Here is a 21,959-nt window from a genome sequence, read left to right on the forward strand (position 1 = left end):
CGTAAAACCTCAAGTACGCTTGAGGGCAAATCCGACAACATCGGGATGGATCACCATGACCGCTGGACCCAACGCCGAACAGGGCGAGGGAACGCACCTGCACACCGCTGACGAGTTCCTCACGATCGGCGAGATGACCCGCCGCACCGGTGTGGCGGCATCCGCGCTGCACTTCTACGAGAACCTGGGCCTGATCGCCTCGACCCGCACGCCCGGCAATCAGCGCCGATACCCGCGGCACATGCTGCGCCGGGTCTCGCTCATCTCGGTCGCCAAACGCCTCGGCATCCCGCTCGCCGACGTGCAGAGCGCCTTCGCCGACGTGCCGCTCACCGAGACACCGACGCATGCCGACTGGCAGCGCGCCTCGCGCCGGTGGAAGCGCGAGCTCGAGAAGCGCCGCGAGGGCATCGAGCGGCTCGAGCGCGAACTGACCGGATGCATCGGGTGCGGCTGCCTGTCGATGAAGGCATGCGGACTGCTCAACCCCGACGACGAACTCGCGAACCAGGGCGTCGGCCCGCAGCGCCTCCGAGGAGAAGACGAGGACTGAGTCGTCGCATGACCGCATGTTGCGCTCCGAGATGCGGTCGGATGCCGGGGGTCATAGCGTCGCGGTAGACCCCTGCTCTCTTCGTCGTGCCGTCGCGCCAACGCGTCGGCATCCGCGTCGGGAGCATCCGAGACAGATCAGAGAGCAGAGCATGAGCGCATACTTCGACAGCGAGGCCGACAAGACCTACACGAAGGTCTACAAGCAGCACACCCCCGACATCCTCGCCGCCTTCGCCGCGTTCGACAGCGCGGTGTTCGCCCCTGACGAGTCGCGCGCGATCCCGCTGAAGTACCGCGAGCTGATCGCTCTCGCCGTCGGCATCACCACCCAGTGCGTGTACTGCATCGACGCGCACTCGCAGAAGGCCGTCGCCGCGGGTGCCGACGAGGCCGAGCTCGCCGAGGCCGCCTGGGTCGCGACCGCGATCCGCGCGGGTGGCGGCTTCGCGCACGGACGGCTGGCGTTCAAGCTCGCCGAGCCCGCGCACGAGCACCAGCACTGATCCGGACGACGGAGACAACCATGCCTTCGCCCGCTTTCGCCCCCGAGAAGCAGTGGATCGTCGTCGACACCGACACCGGCATCGACGACGCCCACTCGCTGCTGTACCTGCTCGCGCAGCCCGATGTCGAGATCGTCGGCATCACGACGATCTACGGCAACTGCTCGGTCGAGGACTCCGCCCGCAACGTGGCCTCCGTGCTCGATGTGGCGGATGCTCCCGGCATCCCGATCTACGGCGGAGCGGATGCGCCGCTCGACGGCGACGCGTCGATCGCGTGGTTCGTGCACGGCCACGACGGCCTCGGCGACCGCGGTCTGGTGCGCCCTGAGCCGACCCTCGAGGCGGAGTCCGCGGCCGACTACCTGGTGCGGATCGCGAACGAGCATCCGGGCCAGATCGACCTGCACCCGCTCGGTCCGCTCACGAACATCGCGCTCGCGCTGGAGCAGGACCCGGAGCTGTTCCTGAAGTTCCGTTCGGTCGTCATCATGGGCGGCGCAGGGCCGTACCCGGCCGCCGGCACCCCGACAGTGACGGATGCGAACACGCACAACGACCGCGCTGCGGCAGAGCGGGTGTTCGGCGCCGTCAACCGCGGCAACGTGATCATGGTCGGCGTGAACGTCACCTCCCAGGCGCTGCTCGAAGAGCACGTGACAGCGACGCTGCTCGACTCCGAGCTGCCGGCTGCGCAGTTCGCCGGCACGATCCTCGACGCGTACAACGACTTCTACCAGTACAAGTGGGGACGCCGGATCTCGGCGGCGCACGACGGACTGGCCTCGGTCATCCTGCACCGCCCGGAGATCGTGACCGGCTGGGTCGAGGGACCGGTCGACTTCACGCCGGCCGCCGGCTCACTCGCGACGCGCGTCGCACTGACCGCCGAGGGGCTGCCGCTGGTGTGGGGCACGCCGGAGGGTCCGTCGACCCGCGCTGTCACGTCGTTCGATCTCACGCAGTTCCGTCGGCGGTTCGTGCACGCGCTCGCCTACGGCCGCACCCGGCCGGCACTCGACGCCGCCGGCCGCACGGCGCCGGCGAACTGGCCGAACTCGGGCGCCGCAGGCGCTGCGGTCGGGCAGGACTGAAGGATGCCGGAGGATCTGCTCGCGTTCACCTCGGTCGCCGATGCGGGCTACGGCCTGTCGAACGCCGCCGAGATCGATGCGGTCATCGCCAGGATCGCGGCCGCAGCGCCCGCGCGCGACCACGACGGCGACCCCGACCACGGTCTCAGGGCCGATGTGCGCGAGCTCGCAGCGCTCGGGCTGACCGCTGCTCGGCTGCCGGTCGCTGTCGGCGGGGCCGGGCTGACGTACCCGCAGCTGGTCGACCTGCAGATCCTCCTGGCTCGCGCCGACTCGAATGTGACGCAGAGCCTCCGCACCCACTTCACGACCAGCGACCGCGCAGCCAGGGCGATCGCGCGCGGCGAGACCGACGACGCGGCCGAGGAGATCGCCGCCGGGCGCGTCTACGCCGGCGCGACCACCGAGAGCGGCGCGCACGCGATCGGCACGGTCGGCACGACACTGCGGACGGATGCCGACGGCATCCTGCGCCTGAACGGACGCAAGGCCTACGCGACCGGCACCGGCTACGCGGACTGGATCTCGGTGCTCGTCTCCGACGACGACGGCCGCCACCTGGTGGCGCTCGTGCGGGCGGATGCCGACGGCATCGTGCTGCATGACGACTGGGACGGCGTCGGGCAGCGCCTGACCACCTCCGGCACGGTGGAGTTCACCGACGTCGATGTCGACCCGGCGCGCCTCCGCGTCGGCGAGGGCTCGCGCACCGATCGCCTCGGCAACCTCGACGCGGTGCTGCAGCTCACGCATCTCGCGACGCTCGCGGGCATCGCGCTGCGCACCCGCGACGATGCGATCGCCTGGCTGCGCTCGCGCACCCGCACCTTCAGTCACGCGTCGACCGCGACGCCAGCCGAAGACCCGCAGCTGCAGGAGCGCATCGGCACGCTCGACGCTCTCGCCCAGGGCGTCGTCGCCTCGGTGCGCGCCGCCGCCGCGCTGCTCGGGGCTGACCTCGAGCGCCCGCTCGACGAGCAGACCGGCGACGGCCATCTCGCGGTGACCCGAGCCCAGGTGCTCGTGCCGTCGCTCGTGCTGCAGGCGGCGCAGAGCGTGTTCGACCTCGGCGGCGGCTCGCTCGTCGACGGCCGTCTCGCGCTCGACCGGCACTGGCGCAACGCCCGCACGCTCAGCAACCACAACCCGGTGCACCTGAAGGCCAAGGCACTCGGTGAGCGCGCCCTGCTCGACGCCGACCTCCCGGAGATCTGGTACGTCGGCACCCGTCGACTCGGCACGGACCGCACTGAGACCAGCACCGAGACCAGCACCGAGATCGGCACCGACGCGATGGAGGCAGCCAGATGACCCGTCCCCTCGTGCTCGGCGCGAACGTCTACGACTACGGCACGGATGCCGGGGCCTGGCGTGCGCCGGGCGAAGACCCGCTGCGCGTGTTCGGCGCCGACTTCTGGCGTGATGCCGCTCGCACCGCTGAGGATGCCGGCATCCACGCGATCTTCCTCGCCGACACCCCCGGTCTCGCGTCGAACCCGGCGATCCGGCCGAGCCGCCTGCTCGAGCCGCTGGCCGCACTGGCGACGGTCGCAGCCGAGACCGAGCACCTCGGCATCATCTCGACCGTCTCGTCGAGCTCGAACGATCCGGTCGAGCTGGCCCGTCGGCTGCTCTCGGTCAGCGCGTTCAGCGGCTCGCGTTTCGGGTGGAACGTGGTCACCGGCATCACCGGCAATGCGATCACCGACTTCGGGTACGACGCGGACCCCGGCCGCGAGGAACGCTACGCGCGCGCCGAGGAGTTCGTCGAGGCGTACAGCGCCTTCATCGCCGCCGTGCGCGACGACACCGACTACCACCACACCGGCGAGCTGTTCGGTGAACGCATCGCGCGCGCCGACCTCGGCGTCGACCCGGCGATCCGGTCGCTGCTGCCCGACGTCGCACCGCTCATCGTGCAGGCGGGCGGCTCACCGCGCGGCCGCCAGCTGGCCGCCGAGAGCGCCGAGGCGGTGTTCGCCGCCGAGACGGTGAAGGAGACCGCGGCGGCCAACGCCGCCGACCTCCGCGACCGCGCCGCCGCGCTCGGCCGCCCTGCACCGCTCGTGCTCCCCGGCATCCATCTCGTCGTCGGCTCGACCGAGGAGGAGGCCGAGCGCCGCTTCTCCGTGGTCCACGAGCGCAGCCCCGACGGCTACGTGCTCAAACGGTTCACGGCGATGTTCGGCATCGACGGCTCGCGCCTCGACCTGGACGCGCCGGCCGAAGACGAGATCACCCGCCTGTCGGGCGACCCCTCCGCCGCGCCGATCGGCTTCCGCAAGGCGATCGCCGCCTACGGCGCTGCCGGCAACCTCACGGTGCGTGAGCTGCTGCGCTACTTCGCCGGGTTCGGGCACCAGCTGTTCGTCGGCTCGCCAGAGCGCCTGGTCGACATCATGACGGACTGGGTGGATGCCGGGGCAGCCGACGGCTTCAACCTGCTGTTCGACACCAACCCGTGGGGGCTGCGCGAGTTCGCCGAGCACGTCACGCCCGTGCTGCGCGCCCGCGGCCTGCTCGTGGAGCGCGGCGACGAACCCTTCACGGCCTGGATGAGAGGTGCACGTCGATGACCCGGATCCTGCGCGTCGACGACGCCACGCTCGCTGCCTTCGCGGTGCGCTCCGGCGCGGGGCGCGACTCGCGCGCTGCACTCGGCGCCGAGCTGGATGCGGCCGCCGACGTGCTGCTGCTCGGCGACATCGACGGGGTCTCCCCCGACCGCACCGCAGCGGCAGGTGCGCTGCTCGCGGTGACCACACGGGTCGTCGTGGTGCCGATCATCGGCGCGCGGCAGCATCCGATCAACCTGGCTCGGAACGTCGCGACCCTGTCGAACCTGCACGCGCGGCGCATCGGGCTCGCCGGCGCTGACGCATCGGCGCTCGCCCTGATCGCTCGACTGTTCGAGTCGTGGCCGCTCGACGCGATCGTCGGGGACGCCGATGCCGGCGTGTACGTGGACGACGCCCGCATCGTGCGGATCGCCGACCCCGTGCACCCCTCGATCGGCGGACCGATCACGGTGCCCGTCGACCTTGCGGACAAGTCGGTGACGGTGCTGCTCGCTGCATCCGGTGCCGTGGGGCCGGGCATCGACGTCGTGCTCGATGCGAGCGCGGTGCCGGTGTGGGGCGGTGGTGCCGTCGAGGGCGGCGGCGTCGCGTCTGCCGGGGCGCGCGCTGCGTTCGGGCTCGGCGCATCCGTGCCCTTCGCGGCGGGCTCCCCCGCGTTCGCCGGCGCTGGCCGCCTCGACCAGGTCTGACGCGGCGGCGCTTCGACAGGCTCAGCGACCCAGGGGTGCGGTCCCTGAGCCGCACCTGGGTCCCCGCGCCGCCACCTGGGTCCCTGAGCCGCACCCTGGGTCCCTGAGCCTGTCGAAGGGCCCGCCACCCCGGATCAGGGTCGGCGGAAACGCTCCAGGATGCCGCCCTGGCCGTACTCCCGGCGGAAGATGCCGCGGCGCTGCAGCTCTGGCACGACCTGGTCGACGAAGTCGGTCAGCCCCGAGGGGAACAGGTCGAGCATGATGTTGAAGCCGTCGGCGGAGCCGCTGCGGAACCAGGCCTCCATGGTGTCGGCGATCTGCTCCGGCGTGCCGGCGAGGAACCGCTGGCCGTAACCGCCGAAGTCGCGCAGCAGGCGTCGCACGGTCGGGCGCTCCGCGCGGATCCGCTCGACGAGCACGCGCCGGTAGGCGGTCGACCATCCGGCATCCTGCTGTTCCGCGTCGAGCAGGAGCTGCTCGGGCACCTGCTGGTCGAGGTCGAGGCCCGAGAAGTCCGCACCGAGCGCCTTCGACAGTTCGTTCAGGCTGTAGGTCGCCGGTGCGAGGTGCTCCCAGTGGTCGAAGCGGTCCCAGGCTTCCTGCTCGGTGCTGCCGATCACGACGGCGAGCCCGGGGAACACCCGGACATCGTCGGCCGAGCGTCCGGCGTCGACCGCATAGCCGCGGATCTTCTGCCGGTGCTCCGCGGCCGATGCCGGGTCGTGGTCGACCGAGTAGACGCCGTCGGCGACGAGCCCGGCCAGACGCCAGCCCGGCTCCGATCCGCCGGCCTGCACGATCGCCGGACGGTCCGCCACGAGACGTTCCATCTCGAGGCCCGCGCGCACCGAGAACGAGCCGTCGTGCTCGACCACGTCGGCGGTGCCTGCGGTCTCCCACAGGCGCTTGACGACGGTGACGAACTCCTCGGCGCGGGCGTAGCGCACCGCGCGCTCTGGCAGCTCCGAGATGCCGAAGTTGCGGACGGCCTCCGGATCCCAGCTGGTCACGGCGTTCCAGGCGAAGCGTCCGCCGGTCGCGGTGTGCAGCGCCCACAGGCGACGGGCCAGCTCCACCGGCTCGTTCAGCGTGGTCGAGGCCGTCGCGACGAAGCCGAGATGCTCGGTGGCCGCAGCCATCGCCGGCACGAGCACGCCGGGGTCGAGGTACTGCACCGGGCGGCTGCGCGGATCGGTGATCGCCGGGCGGTCGGCGAGGAAGATCGCGTCGACCAGGCCGCGCTCCGCGATGCGGGCGACCTCCTGCCAGTGCGCGAGGTCGACGATCGCGTCCGGGCGGATGTCGGGCGCGCGCCATGCGGCAGGACGCTGCCCGACGCCGAGCACGTTGATGTTGACCGTGAGCAGTCGCCGGTCGTCGGTCATGATGCCTCCGTGTCGCTGCCGCGCTCGAAGCGGGCGGATGCTCCAGGCAGCTCGTACAGTGCCGGCACCGGGAGCTGCAGTCGCGCGCGCAGGGTCTGCGGGGTCGTGGTCGAGGCGCCAGGGAGGGATGCCGCGATCGCGAGGAGTCCGTCGATGTCGGCGACCACGTGGCCTGCGGCGAGGACGTGACCGGCGGCGTCGGCGTACGGCAGCACCCAGCCGTCGCCGCGCACGAGCAGGTCGACGTAGCGGTGCACGTCGTCGAAGCGTCGCGACGACACCATGACCGGAAGCTGCTGCGGGCTGCTCGGCACGTTCAACGGTCCGGCCGTCGGATACGCGCCATCGGCGTTGATGCGGCGGATGCGCTCGGTCTGCGCGAAATGCTCCGCTGACGCGTCGGCGGCGATGCTCTCGAGCGGCCAGCTGCGCAGCAACTGCTGCACGACCCTGATGCGGTCGCGTTCGGCGTCGCTCTCGACGAAACCGTCTTCGGCGGCGCCGTCGTCGAGCACCCAGGCCGTGCGCCCGCCCGAGAGCTGCTCGAGCGAGGCGATGCGGCGGGCCAGGTTGTACGGGTGCCCGGTGACCGAGAGGTCTGCCGTGCCGATCGCGAACCAGGCGGTGGGCAGCCGATGCAGCAGGGTCGCGATCGCGACGGATGCATCGAAGTGGGCACCTGGGCGCTCGTCGAACTGGAACAGTGCGGGCTCACGGTCGCGGAACGCTGCGGCGACCCGGTCGAGGGAGCGCGGGTCGGCCGTGAGCCTGGCGGCGAGGGCCGGATCGACACGGACCACGGTCAGCGGACGGATGGCGTCGGCGATCGCCCGCTCGACGGCGACGGCCCGTTCTCCTGGCTCGGCGATCCGATCGAGGGCGTACAGCTCGCGGTCGGCGATCGCGCGAAGCCGGTGCAGCACCGGGTTGTGCGTCGACAGCGTCTGCGCATTGCGCCAGAAGCGGTCGAGCCGCAGGCTGCTCCGCAGGTCGGCGGCCTCGGCGTTGTCATCGAGGAACGAGGGCAACGTCATCAGCCGGTCGGCGGCCTCGATGGTCTGCTCCACGATCACGGCCTGTGCCTGGAACACGGCGTTGACCGCGTCGTCGGCGAGCGCGGCGGCATCCGCATCTCCCGCGATGATCGCCTGGTGCGCGATCTCGTTCAGGCGCCCGATCCGGCCGAGCGAGGCATGCGACGACGCGGCGAGCGCACTGATGCGGCCGTACCCTTCGAGCACCAGGATCGGCGAGCCGCCGTGGGCCCGGTCGATGCGGGCGACGAGGTCGGCGGCGGCGGCGCGCGTAGCCTCGCCGATGCCGACGAGCACCGCGAGCAGGATCAGCTGCTGCCAGCCGGGAGTGCCGAGGTGCTGCGTGTCGAAGGGTGCGACATCGGCCGGGTCGACCGGGGCCCCGTCGAGCACGGTCGTGCCGCTCGCGGTGGCGCGCTGCCCGAAACCGGTCCAGTCGTCGAGCAGGGTCACACCGGGCGCGGTCGTGCGCAGCGCCGCGATCACGAGCTCGCCCGCATCGTCGACCGCGCTGTACTCGAGCCAGTCGGCGTAGCGGCTGCCCGTGGAGTAGAACTTGCGGCCGGTCAGCGTGGGCGATCCGCTCTCGGTCGAGAGGCGCGTGGTGAAGACGCTCGGACCCGATCCGTCTGCCTCGGTCCATCCGCCGCCGATGATCTCGCCTGCCGCGACCCGGGCGATCCAGCGGTCGCGCAGCGGACCGGTCGGGGCCTTCACGTGCCGCTCGGTGGCGAGCACATGGGTGCGCCAGCTCTGCGCGAGGTTGGAGTCGGCCGCGGCGATCGCGACGATCGCGTCGAGCAGGTCGAGCACATCGCCACCGAGTCCGCCCTCGGCGACCGGCACCCTGATGCGACCGAAACCGGCCGCGGCGAGACGGGTGAAGAAGCTCTTCGGGAGCTCGGAGGCATCGGCGATGCTCGCCTGACGGATCTGGTCGAGGAGCTCGGGGATGCCGGAAGTTCTCCGCGCCCAATCGAGGGAGCCGAACGGACGGGAGGTCATGACTTCAGCGTAGCCAGCGACACTCGGTGCGGGCGTCCATGTGAACGCGCATGACGGTGCCGGCGGATGCTGTTCGGTACAGTCGGAGCTTCCGCACCCGATCCGCGCGGACCCGCACTGCGCGCGTCCGCGGCGAGGAGAATCATGCCCGTCGACACCGCTCCCGTCACGCCACTCCGTTCGCGCGCCGCCGCGCTCGGCGCCCCGTGGAACGACGGTGCGGGGGCGCGGGCGCTCGGGCTGGTGCTGGATCACGCCGAGCTGATCGCCGAGGTCACCGAGACCGGTGCCACGCAGACCGCGGCTCGCACCCGCCGGCAGCAGCACGGCAACACCGAACGGGCCGCCGACGACCCCCAGTTCCTCCGAGTGCTCGCGGATGCCGCGGCGCGCTCAGCCGTGGCATCCGCCGCCGCCGACTCGCTGGTGCAGCGGGCTGACGCAGGCGCGGCCTCCGTCGCGGACGCCGAGCTGATCGCCGCCGGTCTCGCTCCGCTGTCGCGGGAGGCCGTCCGCGCTCTGTTCGAGACCCTCGGCGCTTCGAGCACGCTCACCGAGCACGGCCTGCACCTGTTCTGGACCCGGCTGCACGAGCTCGAAGCCCGGTGACGCGGGGCTCTTCGACAAGCTCAGGGACCCAACCCCTGGGTTGCTGAGCCCGTCGAAGCATCCGCACGCTCCGGTCGCACTTCGTGCCGCCTCTCACCCGAGCAGGCGGCAGCAACTGCGACCGGAACCGCGTGCCGGGCCCTTCGACGAGCTCAGGGACCCAGGGGGTTGGGTTGCTGAGCCTGTCGAAGCATCCGCACACTCCGGTCGCACTTCGTGCCGCCTCTCACCCGAGCAGGCGGCAGCAACTGCGACCGGAACCGCGTGCCGGGCCCTTCGACGAGCTCAGGGACCCAACCCCTGGGTTGCTGAGCCTGTCGAAGCATCCCAACACTGCGGTCGCCGGGCCCTTCGACAAGCTCAGGGACCCAGCCACTGGGTTGCTGAGCCTGTCGAAGCATCCCAACACACGCTCAGGGTTCCAGCCACTGGGTTGCTGAGCCTGTCGAAGCATCCGAACGCTGCGACCGGAACCGCTCAGGTGTAGAGCGAGAGGGGCTGCCGCGTGCCGAGCAGGAAGTCGGCGCCGACCTCGAGCTTCTTGTAGTCGATCGGGTCGTGCAGTGAATGCGTGCGGACGTTGCGCCAATGCGCGTCGAGCCCGTGCTTGGCCGCCGTCGAGCTCGACCCCGTCGCCTCGAACACCCGGTTCGCGACGTCGACGGCCGTGTCGCTCGAGACGACCTTGAGCTGTGCGACCCGGATCGCGATGTCACCCCGCGCCTGCTCGTCGACGTCGCCGCCCCGCGCGACGACCGCGTCGTACTCCTCGTTCACGCGGTCGGCGAGGGCCTCGATCGCTGCGACCTGCGCCACGAGCTCACCGTAGAGGCGCTGCACGAAGGGGTCATCGCGATACTTCTCGGCCGCGCTGAGGAACCAGGCGTTCGGCCGAGCATTCGTCAGCGCCCTCGCCTGGTCGAGCGCACCCTGCGCGATGCCGAGGTAGAGGTTGCCGAACATGAGCTGCACCGCCGGGGTGAGCAGCGCCTGGAACCATTCGTCGGTGCCGTAGCCGAGCAGGTGCTCGGGGCCGACCGGCACGTCGTCGAAGCGCACCGTGTTGCTGGCCGACAGACGCTGCCCGAGGAAGTCCCAGTCGTCCTGCACCTCGACGCCGGGGTGTCCGGCGGGCAGCACCAGGAACGCGAAGCGTCCGGCATCCGGTCCCGAGTCGACCACCGCATTCACGAGGATCACATCGCCGACCGAGGATCCGGTCGAGAAGCGCTTGGTGCCGACGAGGCGGAAGCCGTCACCGTCGGGTGTGAGGCTCAACGTCGGGTCGACCGGATTGACCGAGTCTCCCCACAGCCAGGTGTTCCGGATGCTCCGCCGGAACCAGTCCTCGCGATCGGCTGCGTCGGCGACCAGCGCGATGGTCGCCGAGTTCGCGTAGTGGTAGCCGAGCAGCTGGGCGATGCCGGCATCGACTCTGGCGATCTCGCGCACCGCGAGGAACGCCGACGACCAGTGTCCGCCGCCGCCCCCGAACTCGGCGGGGTCGAGCAGTGTCGTGAGCGCTGAGCGCTGCAGCAACGCCGACTCGGCCCGCGGCACTGCGCCGGCCTTCTCGCGCTCGAGCACGTCGACGGCGAGCTCGGCAGCGACGTCCTGCGCGATCCGCCGCCAGTGGGCATGCTCCTCGCGGGTGGCGACGCCGGTCCACTGGCTGCGGGCGGTCATGACGCCGACTCCGAGCCGGCAGTGCCCTCGAGGTGGGCGGTGACCGCGGCGAGCGCACCGTCGAGGTCGGCGATGAGGTCGGCGACGGTCTCGATGCCGACCGAGAGTCGGACGAGCCCGTCGTCGATGCCGAGCTGGGCGCGCAGCTCTGGCGTGAAGGAGAGGTGCGTGGTGGTCGCCGGGTGCAGCGCCATCGAGCGCACGTCGCCGATGTTCGTCATGCGGCTGAAGACGCGCAGGCTGTCGATGAAGATCTCGGCCGCTGCCCTCCCGCCTCGCACGGTGACCGCGAAGACCGATCCGGAGCGCCCGTCGAGCGTGCGCTGCGCGATCTCGTGCTGCGGATGCCCAGGGAGTCCTGCGTAGTCGACGTATTCGACGGCCGGATGCTGCGCCAGGAACTCGGCGATCGCTCGGGAGTTCGAGACGTGCCGCTCCATCCGCAGCGACAGTGTCTCGATGCCCTGCTGCAGGAGGAACGCGTGGAACGGCGAGAGCGCCGGCCCGAGGTCGTTCACGATGCCGCCGCGCACGAACTGCTCGTATGCGCGGGGGCCGTGCGCTTCGAGGGCCGATGGCACGCCGGGAGCGGGGGATGCCGTGATGACCGAGAAGTCGCGAGGGCTGCCTGCCCAGTCGAAGGTGCCGCCGTCGACGACGATGCCCGAGATCGCGGCGCCGTGCCCGGTGAGGAACTTCGTTCCCGAGTGCACCACGATGTGCGCGCCCTGTTCGATGGGACGCACGAGGTAGGGGGTGCCGATCGTGTTGTCGACGATGAGCGGGATGCCGTGGCGCTCGGCGATGCGGGCGACCGCGGCGATGTCGACCACGTCGTTCTTCGGGTTCGGGATGGTCTCGGTGAAGATCGCCTTGGTGTCCGGCCCGATCGCTGCCTCCCACTCGGCCTCGTCGGTGGGGTCCCACACGTAGTCGACGCCGACGCCGAAGCGCGCGAACGACCGTCCGAACAGGATTCGCGTGCCGCTGTAGATGCTCGCGGTCGACACGAAGCGGTCGCCGTTGCCGACGATCGAGAGGATCGCCGCACTGATCGCCGCCTGCCCTGAACCGACCACGATCGCGCCGACGCCACCCTCGAGGGCGGCGATGCGCCGTTCGGCGACGCCGTTCGTCGGGTTGAGGTTGCGGGAGTAGATCTGCCCGTCCTCGCCGCCGAAGCGGCGGGTGCTCTCGTCGAACGAGTCGAAGCGGAACGCGGCGCTCAGGTAGATCGGCGCGACCCGTGAACCGTATGCGGGCTCGTCGAACTCGCCGGCGTGCACCTGTCGGGTGTCGAAGCCGAAGTCTGTCCAGTCGTACACCGGGTCGAGCACCTCGTGCGGAACGGATTCGGGAGGGATGCCGTGGCTCATTGCCCCGACGCTAGACAACGCGCGCGTCACGCGCGCGCCCAGGCGTCATGAGAGGTCACAGACCGGCGGAGCGCGAGCGCGAGCGCGTAGCGTCACCACCGTGATCGCAGTCCCCTCGCGAGCCGCGGATGCGCCGCCCGCCGGCTTCCCGCTCGCCGCCGCCGCGGCATCCGCGCACCCCTCGTCCGAGCCTCGTGTCGTCCGCTGGCGCTTCCCCGCGCTGCCCGCTGCCGTGGCGGATGCGGCGAGCGCCGCCTGGGGCGTGACGGTCGTCGCGGACGACACGGCTCCCGATCCCCGCGACGGACGGGCGTTCTCGGTGCTGCTCGCGCATGCGCGCTCGGAGCAGGTCGTCCGTGCCCTCGCCACGCGCACGAACCTGGTGCTCCCCGCCGCGGCCGCGCTCGTGGTCGGTGACGGGCCGATCGCCGAGACGATCGCGGCGACGCTCTCCGCCGGCGGCACCCGGATCATCCGCGTGATCGATGCGCCGGCCGCTCGACTGCGGGCGCACCTCGCCGGCACCCGCACCGCGACGGCATCCGCTCCCCTGCCAGCCGCCGACCTGTCGATCGTGACCGGCGAGGGACACGCTCCCGTCGATCCGGCAGCCCGGTCGGGCGTCGCGATCGACGCATCGCTCGACGGCACAGGGCTCATCCGGGCATCCGGCGAGACCGTGCGTCCGTTCGTGCAGCACATCGCTCCGCACTCCTGGGTCGTGGCCCCACCGGAACCGTTCACGACAGCCGACGGCGAACCGGGCCGCATCGCCGACCTGTTCGTCGCGCTGTCGATCCTGCACGCACACGCCGCTGACGCCGACGCCGGCCTCGCCGAGCTGGTGCTCTCATGACGGGGCGCATCGCCGACCCGCGGCTCTGGCGCGAGGGCGCAGCGCGCATCGCCTGGGCGCGGGAGTTCATGCCGGCGACGACCGCGCTCGCCGCCGAGCTCGCGGACTCGGGGCGCGTCAGCGGCATCCGCATCGCCGTCTCCGATGTGCTGGAGCCGAAGACCGCGACGGTCGCCCTGCTGCTCGCCGAGGCCGGTGCCGATGTCGCCGTGTCGTGCGTCGGGCGCGACACGGATGATGCGGTGGCCGCTGCCCTGGTGCGCGCCGGCATCCCGACCTACGCGCAACGGAACGCCACGGAGGCCGATGACCGCGACAACGTGCTCGCGCTGCTCGACCACCACCCAGAAGTCATCGTCGACGACGGCGCGGCGACGATCCGGCTCGCGCACACCGAGCGTCCTGGCATCCTGCCTGCGATGGCCGGCGCCACCGAGCAGACCACGAGCGGCGTCCGCCCGCTGCGCACCATGGAGCGGCTGGGCGAGCTGCGCATCCCGATCATCGCCGCGAACGACGCCCGCACGAAGTCGTTGTTCGACAACGCGCACGGCACCGGCCAGTCGGTGGTGCTGGCGATCGCCGACCTGCTCGATCAGCCCTGGGCCGGCACCGAGGTCGTGGTCGCCGGGTTCGGCCGCGTCGGCAGCGGCGTCGCGCGGCATGCCGCTGCGCTCGGCGCGCACGTCACGGTCTCCGAGGTCGACCCGGTCGCAGCGCTCCAGGCCGTGTTCGCCGGATACGCGGTCGAGACGCTGTCGGATGCCGCAGCGCACGCCGACGTGCTGATCTCGACGACGGGGATCGCCCACACCGTCGCGCTCGAGCACCTCGAACGGCTGCCGGACGGCGCTGCGGTCGCGGTCGGCGGCGGGGCGTTCCAGGAGATCTCGTTGCTGCACGCCCGCGAGGCCGGCGCGGTGGAGACCTCACGGGTCGGCGCCGTCTCGGTGCTGCGGCTGCCGAACGGGCGCAGCATCCGCGTGCTCGACGACGGCCACTGCATCAACGTCAGCGCGGCAGAAGGCAACCCGATCCAGGTGATGGACCTGTCGTTCGGCGTGCAGCTCGCGGCAGTCGACCACCTGCTCGCATCGCGCGGCGCCCTGACCCCGACCGTGCACATCCTGCCCGCTGCGGCCGACGACCGCGTCGCGTCGCTCGCGCTGCGCGCCTTCGGCGGCGGACTGGATGCCGTGTCGGCCGAACAGCGCGACGACCTGACGTCGTGGCGTCCACGCGACATCACCCCCTGACCCTCGACCGGTCAGCACCCGACCGGTCAGCACCCGAACCGTCCGACCCCGACCAGACCGGATCCGCATGAGCAGCATCACCCTCCACCGCGCGCGCACGGTGCTCCCCGTCGCCACCCCGCCGATCGCCGACGGCGCCGTCGCCGTGCGCGACGGCCGCATCGTGGCCGTCGGCACGCACGACGACCTGACCGCCGAGCTCGGCACGGCCGTCGGCGAGCGCCATGAGTGGGACGGCACCCTCACCCCGGGGCTCGTGAACGCGCACACCCACCTGCAGTACACCGACATGGCAGCGGTCGGCCGTGGCTCGTACCCGAGCTTCGAGACGTGGGCGCTGGCCTTCGAGCAGGGATACCGCGTCGAGCACGACTGGGCGGCGTCGGCAGCCGAGGGCGCTCGACAGTCGATCGAGGGCGGCACCACCGCCGTCGCCGAGATCGTCACCGACCCTGCAGCCGGCAGCGCGGTGCACGATGCGGGCCTGCACGGCATCGTGTTCTGGGAGGTGTTCGGCTTCAAACGCGCCGGCTGGGAGGTCGACGGTCGCGAGCGCGTGCTCGCCCAGCTCGACGCGCTGCCGTCGCCGCCGGCGACCGGCCTGTCGCCGCACGCGATCTACTCGCTCGACACCGACGTGTTCCGATCGCTGCAGCAGCTCGCCGAGGAACAGGGCGTCCGCCTGCACATCCACGCGGCCGAGTCGGCATCCGAAGACGAGTTCGCGCGCTTCGGCACCGGCCCGCTCGCCGACCGGTGGCGCGGGCTCGGGCACTCCGACATGCAGCTGCTCTCGGCAGGCGGCTCCGGCAGCGGGGTGGTGCACTACCTCGACACGGTCGGCGTGCTCACTCCGCACTCGCACCTCGCGCACGGCATCTACGTCGACGCCGACGACCGCGCACTGTTGCGCGAACGCGGCGTCTCGGTGGCGCTGTGCCCGCGGTCGAACGCCGTGATCGGGCTCGACGCACCGCCGATCGCCGCGTACCTGCGCGAGGGCAACCCGATCGGCGTCGGCACCGATTCGCTGTCGTCGTCTCCCTCGTTGCATGTGCTCGACGACGTCGCCGAGCTGCACCGCCTCGCCCAGGTCCAGGGCTACACCGGCGACGACCTGCACGCCCGGCTGCTGCACGCGGCCACGGCCGGCGGCGCTCGCGCGCTCGGACTCGGTCTCGGCAGCGGCCCCGCGCCGAGCGGATTCCTGGCAGCAGACGCGCGCGCCGACCTCGCGGTGTTCGACGTCGCATCGACCAGCCCCCGCGACGCGTTGGCTGAGCTCGTCGAGAGCGCCCCTGCGGCGGTCGCGACCATCGTCGACGGACGCACGCTGTGGACCGCCGCCCCTTCGACAGGCTCAGGGAACCAGGGCGCAGGCTCAGGGACCCAGGGCGCAGACTCAGGGACCCGACAGAACGGAACGAACCGATGACCGAACGACGCCCCCTGCTGTACGGGCTCTACGAGCAGGCGTGCGTCGGCAACGGCTCCGGCGCCGTGAGCCTGTGGACCCACCCGGCCGACGAACGACTCGGTGCGACCTCGCTGAAGTACTGGCTCGACCTCGGACGACGGGCGGAGGATGCCGGCTTCGACCTGTTCTTCTTCGGCGACGTGCTCGGCCTGTACGACACCTACCGCGGCGGCGCGGCGACCGCCCTGGAGTGGGGCGTCGAACTGCCGGCGCACGATCCGCTCATGCACATCCCCGCACTGGCCGCCGTCACCGAACGCATCGCCTTCGGCGCGACCGTGTCGACCACGTACGAGCACCCCTTCGCGCACGCGCGCCGCTTCAGCACGCTCGACCACCTCACCGCCGGCCGCATCGCCTGGAACATCGTCACCTCGTACCTCCCCGGTGCCGCCGCGAACTTCGGCCTCGACGTGATGGCGCACGACAGCCGCTACGACCGGGCAGACGAGTTCCTCGACGTGGTCTACGACCTGTGGGAGCGCAGCTGGGATCCAGGGGCCTTCGTCGGCAGCAAGGAGCGGCGCCTGTTCGCCGACCCGTCGAAGGTGCACCGCATCGACCACGAGGGCGCGCACTTCGCCGTCGCCGGCCCGCACCTCAGCATCCCCTCGCCGCAGCGCACGCCGTACCTGATCCAGGCCGGCTGGTCGCCGCGCGGCCGCGAGTTCGCCGCCAGGCACGCCGAGCTCATCTTCGTCGGCGACTCCGACCCCCAGGCGATCAGGGCCGGGCTCGCCGGCATCCGCGCCCGGGCAGCCGAGCTCGGCCGCGACCCCGAGCAGATCCGCGCCGTGGTCGGCATGAACCCCGTGATCGCGCGCACCCGCATCGAAGTGCAGGAGAAGCTCGACGGCTACCAGGCGCACTACAACGCCGACGCCCAGCTCGCCGCATACGCGGGGTGGAGCGGCATCGACTTCAGCACCTACGCCGACGACGAGCCGATCGCCAAGCAGAACACCACCCACACGCAGACCAAGGAGACGAGGACGGATGCTCCGCCGCTCACCGCCGGTGACGTGCGGGCACGCTTCGCCTCGGTCACGGCGTTCGCGGACGACCGGTACATCGGCACGCCGGACGAGGTGGCTGCGAACATCGAGGAGTTCGTCGACGAGTCCGGGGTCGACGGCTTCCTGCTGCACCAGTTCCTCTCCCCTGGCACGCTCGACGACTTCAGCGAGCTGCTCGCCCCGAAGCTGCGCGAGCGCGGACTCTTCGGCGGGTTCCCGAACTCGGGCACGCTGCGCTCGCGGTTGCGCACCGACGGGTCGGATGTGCTCGGCGGCGACCACCCCGCCGGCGCTCGACGGCGCTGACGCGGGCCCTTCGACAAGCTCAGGGACCCAGGGGGGGTGCGCCCCAGGGATGGGTCGCTGAGCCTGTCGAAGCGCCCCACCTCAAGGGACCCAGGGTGGTGACGCCGGCCCTTCGACGAGCTCAGGGACCCAAGGGAGTGCGGCTCAGAGCCCAGGGATGGGTCGCTGAACCTGTCGAAGCGCCCCAGCCCTCGGGCCCAGGGATGGGTCGCTGAACCTGTCGAAGCGCCCCAGCCGGGGGACCCGAGGATGGGTCGCTGAGCCTGTCGAAGCGCCCCATCCGGTCGACGTCGTATTGCGACGATGTGCGTCGGATCATTTCGTCATGTTTCCGCGATCGAACACGCCCGGGCGCGCGTCCACGAGACTCATGCCACAGCATCCGCCGCCCTTCTCCCGACGATCGGTCACAGCCCGATCGAGCTAAGGACCCCCCGCCCTCATGAGCATCCTCCGAACGCGCCCGTCTCGCGTCGCTCTCTCCGCCTCCGCCGGACTCGCGACCGTCATCCTCCTCGCCGGCTGCGCCGGTTCGACCGCACCAGCCGAATCCGACGGCGACGGCTTCGAAGGGGTCGAGCTGACGGTCTGGAACAACATCGACTTCGACCCGTACCAGTCGCTGCAGAAGGAGTACTTCGAGCAGTGCGCCAGCGACCTCGGCATCAAGGTCGACGTGCAGACGCTGTCCGGCGACTACACCACCAGCCTGCTGCAGGCCGCGAGCTCGAAGTCGCTGCCCGACGTCGCGCTGATGAACACCGACACGCAGCTGCCGCAGCTCGCTGCGCAGGGCGTGCTCGCCGACCTCGGCGAGCTGGGCCTGACCACCGACGGCCTCGCCGACTCGGTCGCCGACCTCGGCCAGTACGACGGCACGCTCTTCGCCCTCCCGGTGCAGGTCGAGGACTACTCGGTCTTCTACAACAAGGAGATCTTCGACGCGGCCGGCATCACCGAGCTCCCGACGACCTTCGACGAGCTCATCGCCGCCGCGAAGGCCACCACGAACGCCGAGCACTACGGCATCGCGCTGCCGGGCATCGCCGGTGACGGCTCGACCTCGTCGTACTTCCTGCCGTTCCTGCTCAGCGCCGGCGGCGACCCCGCCGAGGTGACGAGCGACGGCGCTGCCGCAGCGATCGACCTCTACAAGACCCTCGTCGCCGACGGCAGCCTCTCGAAGGAGTTCGTGAACTGGGGCTGGGACGGCATCGACCAGTGGAAGTCCGGCAAGGCGGCCATCACGGTCTCCGGCCCGTGGAACCTCGTCGACACGAGCCTCGGCTTCGACTACGGCACCTTCCCGATCCCGGCGGCCACCAGCGCCGACACCAGCAGCGTCGGACTCCTCGGCTACGGCTACGGCGTCGCCGTGCAGGCTGACAAGAAGCGCGAGCAGGCGGCGGCAGCGCTCGTCGAGTGCCGCGCAGCTGAGGAGAACCAGATCGACACCGCCACGAAGGGCGGCTACGTGCCGGCACTGACCTCGGCGCAGGATGCGTTCGTCTCCGAGGTGCCGGCGGCCGAGGCCTTCGTCACTCCCGTCGAGAACGCCTTCAACCCGGCATCCCTCGGCACCGAGTGGAACGCCCTGCAGCAGAAGTACGTCGATGCGCTGCAGAACGCGACCGTCAACGGCGTGAGCGCCGAGGAAGCGTTGAGCAAGGCCGACCAGGGCTGATGACCGCAGTCACAGCGGCGCCGAAGCGGCCGGAGACCACCGTCTCCGGCCGCTTCGGCCTGACCCTCGGCAGGCGGCGGACCGTTGAGCTGTGGGCGTTTCTCGTCCCGGCGATCCTGTTCTTCGCCGTCTTCTTCCTGTTCCCACTCGGGTACGGCGTGTTCATGAGCACGACCGACTTCACGACCGGCACCTTCATCACCGGCGAGGCTCCCTTCGTCGGGTTCCAGAACTTCCTCGACATCTTCCGCGCTGACGCGACCGGCATCGCGATCGTGAACACGCTCACGATCACCGTGGTCGCCGTCAGCGCCGAGCTCGTGATCGGACTCGCGCTCGCCCTGCTGTTCACCCGGCGATTCCCCGGCAGCCGTTGGCTCCCGGCGCTCATCCTGATCCCGTGGCTGCTGCCGGCCGTCGTGGTCGCGACGATCTGGAAGTCGCTCCTCGCCGGAGACGGCGCCATCAACGACATCCTCCGCACCCTCGGGTTGCCGAGCACGGCATGGCTGGCCGACCCCACGACAGCGCTCGCCTGCGTGATCGTCGTGGCGGTGTGGGCGAGCCTGCCGTACTGGTCGACGATCCTCGCCGCGGCGCTCAAGCAGGTGCCGGCCGAGCATCTCGAAGCGGCCGCGCTCGACGGCGCCGGTGCCGCCAAGCGGCTCTGGCACATCATCATCCCGAGCATCTGGCCGGTGATCTCGGTGCTGGTCGTGATGAGCGTCGTGTTCAACCTGCTCATCGTCGACCTCGTGCTCGCACTCACGCAGGGCGGTCCGGCGAACAGCACCATGACGCTCGGCGTGCTGTCGTACCGGGCGGCGTTCACGACGTTCGAGTTCGGCCAGGCCGGCGCCTACGGGATGCTGCTGCTGGTCATCAGTCTCGGCTTCGCGATCGTCTACACCTGGCTGTCAGCGCGGCGGGAGCGTGCTGAGCGATGACCGCGCACGCCCGACGCCGCCCGCGCGGCTGGTTCTGGACGATCCTCACCGTCGCGATCCTGATCGTCTACCTGTTCCCGGTGTACTGGATGGTCTCGGCATCCCTCCAGCCCGGCGCGAACTCGACCGACACCGAATGGTTCCCCTCGAAGGCCGCGATCGACGGCTACATCGACGCGTTCGAGAACGGCGGCCTCGACGGGTTGCGGGTCAGCCTCATCACGGCGTTCGGCTCGGTGCTGCTCACGCTGATCGTGGCCGTGCCGGCCGCGTACGCGCTGAGCCGGCTGCGCTCCAGGGCCGTGAGCCTCGGACTCGTGCTCCTGCTGCTGGCGCAGATGATCCCGAGCATCGTGCTCGCGAACTCGTTCTACGCGATGTTCAACACCTGGGGTGTGCTCAACAGCTACATCGGGCTCATCCTGGCGAACTCGACCGCCGGCATCCCGTTCGCGATCATCCTGCTCCGATCGTTCATGCTGCGCCTCGACACCGAGGTGATCGAGGCGGCGACGCTCGACGGGCTGGGTCCGCTCGGCGCACTGTGGCGCGTCGTCGTGCCGCTGTCGCGCAACGCGATCATCACGGCAGGCGTCTTCACGTTCCTGTTCTCGTGGGGCGATCTGCTGTTCGGGCTCACGCTGGTCACCAAGACCGACATGTACCCGGTGACGGTGTTCATCTACGCGCTCGCGAACTCGAACCTGAACACCTGGGCCGCGACCATGGCGGCATCCCTGATCGCGAGCCTGCCTGCGCTCGTGCTGGTGCTCGCCGCGCAGCGGTACGTGAAAGAGGGCGTGATCACCGGCAGCGGGCGGTAGGCGGGCTGGGCCGGCGGATGCAGGGCGCCGTGCCGCAGGCTCAGACCGCGACCGACTCCGCCTCGCGCGCCAGCAGGCCGCCGAGGTAGCGGGCGATCGTGCCAGGACCCGAAACCGCGGCCCCCGCCTCGACGTCGGGGTTGTAGTTCGTGTTCGTGTTGACGTCATAGGTGACCAGTCGGCCGTCGACGGTCTCGATGAACTCGATGCCCGCGACCGTGATTCCCGCATCCTGCAGGAACGAGCGGTACTGCTGGACGAGCGGATGCTGCGCCGTGATCTCCGCACGGATGCGGAACAGCGGCTCCGGCTCGACGCCGTCAGCGCCCGGCAGCGCGCACGCCTCGGCCGGGCACAGCTCGAAGCTGCCTGCGCTGGTGTCGACCCGCACCGCGTAGACGAACTCGCCGCCGGCGAACTCGACGCGCGTGACGAACGGTGCCGCCGCGAACAGGTTCTCCTGCAGCAGGGTGATGCCGTCTGGCGAGGCCTCGAACTCGGGGCCGTCGACCCAGGCGTCGAACTCCTCGTGGCTGTCGTGACGGCGGACGCCGAGTCCCTTGCCGCCCTGGTTGTGCTTGCTGATGAAGGGGGCGGTGAATTCGCGGGCCCGCTCCTTGAGTGCCGCGGTGCCGAACACGGCGACGGTGCGGGGCACGACGATGCCGGCGCGCTGCAGCGCCGCATGCTGGGCGGCCTTGCTCACCTCGAGCTCGAGCACCGGGCTGCCGTTCACGACCGTGCGACCGGCTGCTTCGAGCCAACGGAGCACGGCGCGGCCGTACTCCTTCGAGTCGCCGTGGTCGCGCGTGTGCGCCGAGGCGCTGAGCCGCGACCAGAACACCCCGGCAGGCGGCTCGGCGTTCAGGTCGATCGACCCGTCGGTGAGCAGCCACTCCTGGGCGGGCACGCCCTCAGCGTCGAAGGCTGCGGCGAACGGCGGGAACCATTCGGCGTTCTCGTGGATCACGTACACGCGGGCATCAGCAGTCATGCCTCTCACGCTAAGCGGTTCCAGCGTCGGCGGCGCCGCGCGCGTCACACAACTTCATCTCCGCCCTCCTCTCCCACCCCC

Annotated in this window: 19 protein-coding genes; 14 read left to right on the forward strand and 5 right to left on the reverse strand. The window is 71.0% G+C overall.

Features of this window, described 5'->3' with window-relative positions:
• The first annotated feature begins 55 nt into the window (after positions 1 to 55).
• From soxR to RS83_RS18640, 6 genes are all read left to right on the forward strand, one after another.
• Entirely contained in the window at positions 56 to 553 is a 498-nt protein-coding gene (soxR, locus tag RS83_RS01315; RefSeq protein WP_045277704.1) for a redox-sensitive transcriptional activator SoxR, read from the forward strand.
• Positions 554 to 704: 151 nt separating this feature from the next.
• The gene (locus RS83_RS01320) at positions 705 to 1,058 is read left to right on the forward strand and encodes a carboxymuconolactone decarboxylase family protein (RefSeq protein ID WP_045277705.1); all 354 of its coding nucleotides are present in this window, start codon (positions 705 to 707) and stop codon (positions 1,056 to 1,058) included.
• Positions 1,059 to 1,078: 20 nt separating this feature from the next.
• Positions 1,079 to 2,152, forward strand: coding sequence for a nucleoside hydrolase (locus tag RS83_RS01325; RefSeq protein ID WP_052678739.1), 1,074 nt, complete (start codon positions 1,079 to 1,081; stop codon positions 2,150 to 2,152).
• A gap of 3 nt (positions 2,153 to 2,155) precedes the next feature.
• A complete protein-coding gene (locus RS83_RS01330; RefSeq protein WP_052678742.1) occupies positions 2,156 to 3,463 on the forward strand; it encodes an acyl-CoA dehydrogenase family protein in 1,308 nt (435 codons plus the stop codon).
• Positions 3,460 to 4,728 carry an LLM class flavin-dependent oxidoreductase gene (locus RS83_RS01335; RefSeq protein WP_045277706.1) on the forward strand — a complete coding sequence of 423 codons (1,269 nt, stop codon included), beginning with the start codon at positions 3,460 to 3,462 and terminating at the stop codon, positions 4,726 to 4,728. Before RS83_RS01330 ends, RS83_RS01335 begins: the two co-directional genes overlap by 4 nt.
• The gene (locus RS83_RS18640) at positions 4,725 to 5,420 is read left to right on the forward strand and encodes a hypothetical protein (RefSeq protein WP_045277707.1); all 696 of its coding nucleotides are present in this window, start codon (positions 4,725 to 4,727) and stop codon (positions 5,418 to 5,420) included. Before RS83_RS01335 ends, RS83_RS18640 begins: the two co-directional genes overlap by 4 nt.
• Before the next feature lie 134 nt (positions 5,421 to 5,554).
• Here the strand turns inward: RS83_RS18640 and RS83_RS01345 are convergent, their stop codons facing one another.
• A complete protein-coding gene (locus tag RS83_RS01345; RefSeq protein WP_045277708.1) occupies positions 5,555 to 6,808 on the reverse strand; it encodes an LLM class flavin-dependent oxidoreductase in 1,254 nt (417 codons plus the stop codon).
• On the reverse strand, positions 6,805 to 8,847 hold the full coding sequence (locus RS83_RS18165; RefSeq protein ID WP_052678745.1) for an acyl-CoA dehydrogenase family protein: 2,043 nt from the start codon (positions 8,845 to 8,847) through the stop codon (positions 6,805 to 6,807). Before RS83_RS18165 ends, RS83_RS01345 begins: the two co-directional genes overlap by 4 nt.
• A 144-nt stretch (positions 8,848 to 8,991) precedes the next feature.
• Here RS83_RS18165 and RS83_RS01355 point away from each other — a divergent pair, with 144 nt between their 5' ends.
• Positions 8,992 to 9,456, forward strand: coding sequence for a hypothetical protein (locus RS83_RS01355; RefSeq protein ID WP_045277709.1), 465 nt, complete (start codon positions 8,992 to 8,994; stop codon positions 9,454 to 9,456).
• Between the two features lie 477 nt (positions 9,457 to 9,933).
• Here RS83_RS01355 and RS83_RS01360 read toward each other — a convergent pair whose 3' ends face one another.
• On the reverse strand, positions 9,934 to 11,142 hold the full coding sequence (locus RS83_RS01360) for an acyl-CoA dehydrogenase family protein (protein WP_045277710.1): 1,209 nt from the start codon (positions 11,140 to 11,142) through the stop codon (positions 9,934 to 9,936).
• Positions 11,139 to 12,518 (reverse strand): O-acetylhomoserine aminocarboxypropyltransferase/cysteine synthase family protein, encoded by a 1,380-nt coding sequence (locus RS83_RS01365; RefSeq protein WP_082071465.1) that lies wholly within the window; start codon positions 12,516 to 12,518, stop codon positions 11,139 to 11,141. The genes RS83_RS01360 and RS83_RS01365 overlap by 4 nt, the downstream gene beginning before the upstream one ends.
• 100 nt (positions 12,519 to 12,618) lie before the next feature.
• Here RS83_RS01365 and RS83_RS01370 point away from each other — a divergent pair, with 100 nt between their 5' ends.
• From RS83_RS01370 to RS83_RS01400, 7 genes are all read left to right on the forward strand, one after another.
• On the forward strand, positions 12,619 to 13,374 hold the full coding sequence (locus tag RS83_RS01370) for a hypothetical protein (protein ID WP_045277711.1): 756 nt from the start codon (positions 12,619 to 12,621) through the stop codon (positions 13,372 to 13,374).
• Entirely contained in the window at positions 13,371 to 14,630 is a 1,260-nt protein-coding gene (locus RS83_RS01375) for an adenosylhomocysteinase (RefSeq protein WP_045277712.1), read from the forward strand. Before RS83_RS01370 ends, RS83_RS01375 begins: the two co-directional genes overlap by 4 nt.
• Before the next feature lie 67 nt (positions 14,631 to 14,697).
• Positions 14,698 to 16,065 carry an amidohydrolase family protein gene (locus tag RS83_RS01380; protein ID WP_082071466.1) on the forward strand — a complete coding sequence of 456 codons (1,368 nt, stop codon included), beginning with the start codon at positions 14,698 to 14,700 and terminating at the stop codon, positions 16,063 to 16,065.
• Positions 16,062 to 17,429, forward strand: coding sequence for an NtaA/DmoA family FMN-dependent monooxygenase (locus tag RS83_RS01385; RefSeq protein ID WP_045277713.1), 1,368 nt, complete (start codon positions 16,062 to 16,064; stop codon positions 17,427 to 17,429). The genes RS83_RS01380 and RS83_RS01385 overlap by 4 nt, the downstream gene beginning before the upstream one ends.
• Positions 17,430 to 17,871: 442 nt before the next feature.
• A complete protein-coding gene (locus RS83_RS01390) occupies positions 17,872 to 19,113 on the forward strand; it encodes a sugar ABC transporter substrate-binding protein (protein ID WP_045277714.1) in 1,242 nt (413 codons plus the stop codon).
• The gene (locus tag RS83_RS01395) at positions 19,113 to 20,060 is read left to right on the forward strand and encodes a carbohydrate ABC transporter permease (protein ID WP_045277715.1); all 948 of its coding nucleotides are present in this window, start codon (positions 19,113 to 19,115) and stop codon (positions 20,058 to 20,060) included. Before RS83_RS01390 ends, RS83_RS01395 begins: the two co-directional genes overlap by 1 nt.
• Positions 20,057 to 20,884 carry a carbohydrate ABC transporter permease gene (locus RS83_RS01400; RefSeq protein WP_045277716.1) on the forward strand — a complete coding sequence of 276 codons (828 nt, stop codon included), beginning with the start codon at positions 20,057 to 20,059 and terminating at the stop codon, positions 20,882 to 20,884. The genes RS83_RS01395 and RS83_RS01400 overlap by 4 nt, the downstream gene beginning before the upstream one ends.
• Before the next feature lie 40 nt (positions 20,885 to 20,924).
• Here the strand turns inward: RS83_RS01400 and RS83_RS01405 are convergent, their stop codons facing one another.
• The gene (locus RS83_RS01405) at positions 20,925 to 21,878 is read right to left on the reverse strand and encodes an ATP-grasp domain-containing protein (RefSeq protein ID WP_045277717.1); all 954 of its coding nucleotides are present in this window, start codon (positions 21,876 to 21,878) and stop codon (positions 20,925 to 20,927) included.
• Positions 21,879 to 21,959 lie beyond the last annotated feature (81 nt).

Origin of the sequence: Microbacterium oxydans, assembly GCF_000956525.1 — a bacterium.
Taxonomy (GTDB): domain Bacteria; phylum Actinomycetota; class Actinomycetes; order Actinomycetales; family Microbacteriaceae; genus Microbacterium; species Microbacterium oxydans_A.